Raw genomic sequence first — 7,078 nt, forward strand, 5'->3', positions numbered from 1 at the left:
CTTTAAACTTCTGTTATATTCTTTCCAGTTGCAAACTTTTTGTAGCTTTGACATACACACTTGTGGTTAAGTTTTTTGTCGATTTACTACTTTTCTTAGTTCGCAGCTACTTTTTTTTATATCTACGCAACAAGGTCTTGCAGGAATGACGATGAGGTATTCACACAACAACGTTTGCTTAACTTATGACGGCTTGATATCCACCCAACACTCTCTTAGCTTCCTCAGAACTTCCTGTATATATTATATTCTTATACCCTAGTTTGATTGCAGTAAATAAAGCAGGATGGTCATCGCCTACATCTACAATAAGATCTACAACTTTTTCCGGGAATTCTTTACTTAAAGTTTTAAGCATATGATCAATTACTAGCATACCGTAATATTTTACGCTTCCGTTTGGAGTGCTTAAGGCAAATTTTCCTTTTTCAGAAGATAAAAAATTTCGTGCTTCTTCCAAATTTCTTACCTCATAAACTAGAGTATTTTTATATTTTTTTTCATTTAATTAGCTCTTTTAGGTCTTTCAAATGAGAAACGAAAGATATAAAGTCATAAGTTAAATTCTCAAGCTTAGAACAAATAATTCTATTAAATCCAAGCTTTACGGCTTCTTTTATTCTTGTTTCTGCTTTTGCAGTTTTTCTTATCTCACCCGATAAGCTTATTTCGCCGAAAAAAACGCTTTGTTCAGGAACCGGTTCTCCTGTTGCGGCAGATATTAAGCTCGCTGCTACTGCGAGGTCCGAAGCAGGATCGGCAATTTTAAGCCCTCCAGCGATGCTTAAATATACTTCATAATTAGCAAGATTAAGTCCTATCCTACTACTAAGCACGGCAAGTATCATTGATAACCTATTCGCATCCCAGCCCACCGCAGAGCGTCTAGGAGTTACCATATTTGAAGGTACTATGAGGGCTTGTACTTCCATAAGTAACGGTCTTGAGCCTTCAATTCCTGCAAAAATAGACGTACCTATAACGTTCTGTTCTCGCTTCATCAAAAATAATTCTGATGGATTAGTGACTTCAATAAGTCCGCTACCGCTCATCTCAAATACTCCTATTTCACCCACACCACCAAAACGATTTTTATATGAGCGTAAAATACGGAAATGATTATTATGATCTCCTTCAAAATATAGCACAGTATCAACTAAATGCTCAAGTATCTTAGGACCAGCTAATTGTCCGTCTTTAGTTACATGACAGCTTAATAAAATAATTATATTATTTTGTTTAGAATAATTAACAAGTTCATTTGCACATGTACGGATTTGAGAAACAGTGCCTGGAGGTGAGGATAATTCTTTTGTGGTAATTGTTTGAATAGAATCGATCACTACTAAATCGATATTATTCTTATTTGCTTCTATACTCGCAATAATATCTTCTAAATTAGTAGCTGCTAAAATATTGGTATTGCTATTGACAATACTTAGCCTAATAGCTCTTAATTTTATTTGATCTAATGATTCTTCGCCAGTTATATACAGACAATTCATCTTTGAAGTAAAGTTACTTGCTGCTAGTTGTAATAGTAAAGTAGATTTACCTATACCTGGATCACCACCTATTAATATAGCTGAGCCAAGCACTAAACCACCGCCAAGTACTCTATTTAATTCGCCTATAGGGGTAGGGATGCGCAACTGTTCTGTTACATCACTTGAAAGCTTATCAAAATCCTGTCTGCTACCTGTTTTAACAATCGCTTTATTTGTGCTTACGATCTCTTCAACAATACTACCCCATACACCGCAATCAAAGCATTGCCCCGACCATTTAGGACTAATATTTCCACAGTTAGAGCATGTATAATGTTTTTTGTCTTTGGTCATGTTTTACTTTCTAGTGATGATGAGTAATATGGCAGTGTCATTGCGAGTGACTAAAAAGAGCGTGATAATCTCAGGACTTTGGCACGAGATTGCTTCGTCAAAACTTAGAGTTTTTTCTCACAATGACATTTCCTTAAAACCAACAGCTTACTCTTACCATATAGTTTTTCGCGTATAATTTCAATATTTTCTTCTAAAGCATAGTCATCTAATTTAGCCATCTCAATTACTATGATAGTGCCGTCTTTAAGCCAATTATTATTTATAAGCAATTTCATTATTTTAGGTACTATATCTTTATGATAAGGGGGATCAATAAATACAAGATCAAAAACCTTATTAGCTTTCGGTAGATTTAAGGCATTAAGATTAACGAAATTAACTCTATTTTCAATGTTTAGAGATTTAGCGAATCCTTCGGCTATTTTTAATGAGGATGTATCAATATCAATTAAGGTAACAAAACCTGCTCCTCTTGATAAGCTTTCAAAAGCAAGACTTCCGCTACCAGCGAATAAATCGAGTATATGAGTATTTTCGTTAAATAATTTATTACCGATAAACTCAGCAGAGGTTAATATACTAAATATTGCCTCTTTGAGCTTACCGGTGGAAGGACGATATTTGATATTTTTAGCGGTAGGTATAATTTGATTTCTATATTTACCGGATATTATTTTTAACACTTATTTAGTTATATGCTTCTTTTGTTGAATTTGTTTTTTTTCATCTTTTATTTTTTCGACAAATCCTTTGCCTTTAGTGTTAGGCTTAAATTTTGTTACAAATTTACCAGGCTCTGTTTGTTGTTTTTCTACAGTTTTATCTTTCTTTTCTTTTATTTCTACTTTTGGCGTTCCCTGGTTTAAATTATTTTGTACTTGTTTTAAAATATCTTGTTTTTTAGCTTTATCAATATTATTATTTACATTATTTAAATTTTCTTCTCTTTTCTTAGATTTTTCTGTTTCAGCTTCTTGTTTTGCTTGTTGTTTTTCTGTTACTAATTCATCAATATTTTCAGGAGGTGGTGAGATATATTTATCTATACTGCTAGTCAAATTTTCAAATGATTTCTGAAGATTGCGTAAAGGTTTTTGAGTAAGTTTATAAGTTCCGGTAGCGACTAGACCTCCAGCTAAAATACCTGCTCCTAGAATAACAGCTTTAGTAGCAAGGGCTGTGCCGGTGACCAATAATACAGGCATCGCTACAAAAGGTGCAGCTACTACGGCAAGACCTGCTACTACGGCAAGCCCTACTAAAAATTTCTTACTTGCTAAAAAATTTGTTACGCTGCTAATTCCTGATGTAGTAGTTTTAGCAATTTTTGTACAAAACTGTCCTACTCCGGTTTTCAGAAACCAACCGCTTTTTTCTCTTGCATGAATTTTATCTTGTAATTTAGCATGTTCGTTAACATTGACAGATGTTTTTTTACCATCTTTATCTTGGTGATCTAAATTCCCTTTAGCCTCACCTTTAGTATCATGCATCTTTGTAGCATCGTTGATTTTTGCTTTATCAAAATCTGCTCCTTCTTTATTAATTCCAGCTAGATTTGCTGCTTTTAGATTTGCTGCTTTTAGATTTGCTTCTTTAAGTATAGCCTCGGCTGCTTCTACTGCTTGCATATCGGCATCTTCAAGCACCGCTTTAGTGAAATCAGCTTTAGTAAGATCGGCACGCTGCATAATTGCTTTCTTAAAGTTAGCTTCCTTAGCATTAATATTTTTAGCAATAGCATCAGAAATATTTAATCCTTCAGCTTCTGCTTTTTCTAAAGTAGCATTACTTAACTTAGCAAATTGTGCAGTTGCATTAGTAAGCGTAGCGTTTGTAAGATCGGCATATTCAAGATTTGCTTTATCAAGCTTTGCTTTTGTTAAATCAGCGTTCTTAAGTTTAACACGCTGCATTATAGCTTCTCTTAAGTCAGCTTCTTTTAAAGATAGTATATTTTCAAATTCAGCATCGCTAAAATAGGCATTCCTTGCAGTTATGCCTTGCATGTTACATTGCTCTTTGAATTTTGCTTCTAACGCATGTGCATTATTCATAAAAGCATTTTCAAGAACAGTAGAAACGATATTTGCTTGATCTAGAAGTGCGTTATTTAAAACTACCCCCTGCATTTGAACTCTTTTCATATCTGCATAAGCAAGTGATATACCGGTAAGATTAGAGTTTTTCCATTCTGAATCTTTAATAATTAACTTTTCAGCATCGGCATTAACCATCATAACAGCATTAAATTTGCTATTTGTTACCTCTGCTTCAGATAAATCTACTTTAGACATGTAAGCTCTCGACATATCACTATTTTCAATTTTACTCTTTTTAAGATCAGCAAAAAGAAATCCCGCGTTACGAGCGTTAACATTTTGAAAAACGACATTTTGTAAATTAGCTCCTTCAAAATTAGCAAAATCTAAATTACAATTTGAGATATTAACATTTTCTAAATTAGCTGCAACAAATAATGTATTTTTCAGGTTAAGATTAGTAAGAGTTCTACCAGATAAATTAATTTCTGAAAGATCAGGAACTATATTTAAATCTTCTGAAAGATTTTTTTGCTTTCTAACAAATTCGGTAAGAGATAATTTTGTATCAGAGTGTTTTGCTGCTTCAGCTAAATATAGATCAAATTCAGCAGAAGTTAATTTTATATATTCTTTCGGCATCTCTAGTTCTTTGGCAGTTGAACCTATAACATATGAAGGGTCTAGTTTAACTTGTATTTCTTCATCTTTTAGCTGCTCAAAAATATCTGCAAGACCATTACCGCAGAACATTCTAAGATTAGCTAAAGCATATACTTCAGTTTCTAGTTTATTTACTTCATGCTGTAAGTTATTGATTTTTACTAGTTCATTGTGTCGATTTTGAGCAATAGTTTCGGCGCTATTCCAAAAAGCATTTAAAAAATTGGTAGCAATCCCAGGATTATCTAAATTTTGTTCTAAATCTTTTAACCCTTCTTGCTTAGTTTTTAGTTCTTTGGATTTAACTTCCCATAAAGTTTTTTCGTCTTCAGTAGCTAGAATATATTTCTTTTTGTTTGTAATTTCATCTATAACTATTTCTTTTATACGTTCTTTTTCTAAATCTTTATCTATATATTTATTTATTCTTTCAAGATCTGAAAAAGACAGTTTGATATCTCGTATTTTATCTTTTAGATTAGGGATTTTATAGTTATCATAATCATAATCTTTATAATTAAAGTCTGCGTAATGAAGATTTGCTCCTCTAAAGTCGGTACCGATAAATGTACAATCATTAAATTTTACATTTGTTAAATCTGAATCGCATAATATGGTATTTGTTAAGTCACAATTATTAAATACGGCATCTGTTAGTATTGTACCTTGGAAATTAGCATTGGTTAAATCTGCGTTAATTTCCATATTTTCTAAACTAGTGATGATAATTTTATCATTATCTTCAGCAAAATATTTCTTTTTGATAAAATCATTTAGTGAGACACTAGGGTTATCTTTTATATAACCAAGATAATCGTTTAAGTCTTTTTCTTCACATTTATATATATTAAGATTTGTCATATGTTTTCTATATGATTAGTTAAAATGCGTTAATAATAACACATTACTAATTATTTTTCCAGTATTGTATTATTTATTTCTTTATAAGCTCCGGGTTTTAGATTATCTATTGTAAAACTACCATATTGAATCCTAATTAATTTGTTAACTTTTAGTCCAAAATACTCGAATATTCTTCTAATTTCCTGATTTTTTCCTTCAAATAAAACTACTTCAAACCAAGAATTACTCTTATTTTGCTTAAGTAACTTTATCGAATGAGGATTATAGAATATCCCGTCAATTTCTAAATTTTTATAATCGCTTTTTAGTAGAATATCAGACTTCCCATATGCCCTAACATGATATACTCGCTTTAACCTATTTGAAGGTAGCTCAAACTGACGCGCTAAGTCACCGCTATTAGTTAGTAATAACAAACCCTCGCTATTTAAATCCAGCCTACCTATTGAAATTACACGAGGTAAACCGGTTAGTTGTTCAAACACCGTTTTACGAGATAAAGGGTCTTTATGAGTGGTAATTAAACCGACAGGCTTGTAATAAATCCAAAGCCTTGGTTTTTGCGATTGATTGATTAATATGCCTGATACTTCAATTTGATTACTGATATCAACATTTGTAGCCGGTGATAAAATTGTAATGCCGTCTACTTTTACCTGTCCTTCAGCTATCAGCTTTTCAGCATCACGCCTAGAACATATTCCTGCATTACTAATTATTTTGGCTAATCTCGGCATTTTTAAATATAGTAAATTTCATAGACATCTTTCTAAGTCAGCTTCTAGAAGTTATTTAGAAAGCTGTCTAATAAAAACATACAAAAATACCCTTAAAAAGCAATATTAATAATTTGACATAAATAATTAATATAATTATATTATATCGTTATATGTGCTTTAACAAAATTATACGAATGTTAATTTTACTTATCAAAACTTTTTCCTTTAAAATCTTATCTTCTTTTTTTAGCTGATTTTCTTTTTAGTAAAAATTACATACTTTTTTCTTCACTCTAAACTTCATTAAATTATGCAAAAACTTATTGGTTCAATCCTGTGAATTTCAGGTACTTGTATAGGTAGCGGTATGATAGCACTGCCTATGGTATTAGCAAAATTAAGTATAAAACATAGTATAATATTGATGTTTATAATTTGGTTTATAATGTATTATACTTCTTTAATTAACCTGGAGCTTAATCTTCAAGCGGGTAAAGGTTTAACACTTGGAGCATTGGGAAAATATTTTTCAGGACATACTGCTCAAATCATCGGTACGGTAAGCCTTAAGCTCCTTTCATATGCTTTACTTGCAGTATTTATATATGGGTGTTCTTCAATATTACAGAAGTTATTAGCTTTAGATACAAGTATAACTTATATAGGAGCATGGTATGTTATTATTAGCATTCTAATATTATTATTACCTCTAAAGTTAGTAGATTATATAAATCGAGTGCTATTTATCGGGTTGCTTATAATTGCAATTTTAGTTATTGGACTTGTTTCCATGATTCAGTGGGACAATTTACCTTTATTCTCACCAAATTATAAAGAAATATCTATATGGGGCGTAGTAACTCCGGTAGTTTTTACTTCGTTTGGTTTCTAAGTAATCTTCCATGTAGAAGTCAAGATTTAATCTTACAGACATTATAAAAATTAT

General features: G+C 31.6%; 5 protein-coding genes and 1 pseudogene. 1 reads left to right on the top strand and 5 read right to left on the bottom strand.

Going from position 1 to position 7,078, the window contains the following annotated elements:
- Positions 1 to 178 precede the first annotated feature (178 nt).
- The 5 genes and pseudogenes from KYQ89_RS05145 to KYQ89_RS05165 form a co-directional block, all read right to left on the bottom strand.
- Positions 179 to 460 (bottom strand): hypothetical protein, encoded by a 282-nt coding sequence (locus KYQ89_RS05145; RefSeq protein WP_218460687.1) that lies wholly within the window; start codon positions 458 to 460, stop codon positions 179 to 181.
- Between the two features lie 40 nt (positions 461 to 500).
- Complete coding sequence (gene radA, locus KYQ89_RS05150) at positions 501 to 1,841, bottom strand: DNA repair protein RadA (protein WP_218460688.1); 1,341 nt, start codon at positions 1,839 to 1,841, stop codon at positions 501 to 503.
- A 104-nt stretch (positions 1,842 to 1,945) separates the two neighbouring features.
- Positions 1,946 to 2,527 carry a 16S rRNA (guanine(966)-N(2))-methyltransferase RsmD gene (rsmD, locus tag KYQ89_RS05155; protein ID WP_218460689.1) on the bottom strand — a complete coding sequence of 194 codons (582 nt, stop codon included), beginning with the start codon at positions 2,525 to 2,527 and terminating at the stop codon, positions 1,946 to 1,948.
- A 4-nt stretch (positions 2,528 to 2,531) separates the two neighbouring features.
- Positions 2,532 to 5,410, bottom strand: a pseudogene (locus KYQ89_RS05160) (pentapeptide repeat-containing protein).
- Between the two features lie 50 nt (positions 5,411 to 5,460).
- Positions 5,461 to 6,150, bottom strand: coding sequence for a pseudouridine synthase (locus KYQ89_RS05165; protein ID WP_218460691.1), 690 nt, complete (start codon positions 6,148 to 6,150; stop codon positions 5,461 to 5,463).
- Positions 6,151 to 6,499: 349 nt separating this feature from the next.
- Between KYQ89_RS05165 and KYQ89_RS05170 the strand changes: the two genes are divergently transcribed.
- The gene (locus KYQ89_RS05170; protein ID WP_218460692.1) at positions 6,500 to 7,024 is read left to right on the top strand and encodes an aromatic amino acid transport family protein; all 525 of its coding nucleotides are present in this window, start codon (positions 6,500 to 6,502) and stop codon (positions 7,022 to 7,024) included.
- Positions 7,025 to 7,078: the final 54 nt, after the last annotated feature.

The sequence above is a fragment of the Rickettsia sp. TH2014 genome, assembly GCF_019249195.1.
In the GTDB taxonomy this organism is placed as follows: Bacteria; Pseudomonadota; Alphaproteobacteria; order Rickettsiales; family Rickettsiaceae; genus Rickettsia; species Rickettsia felis.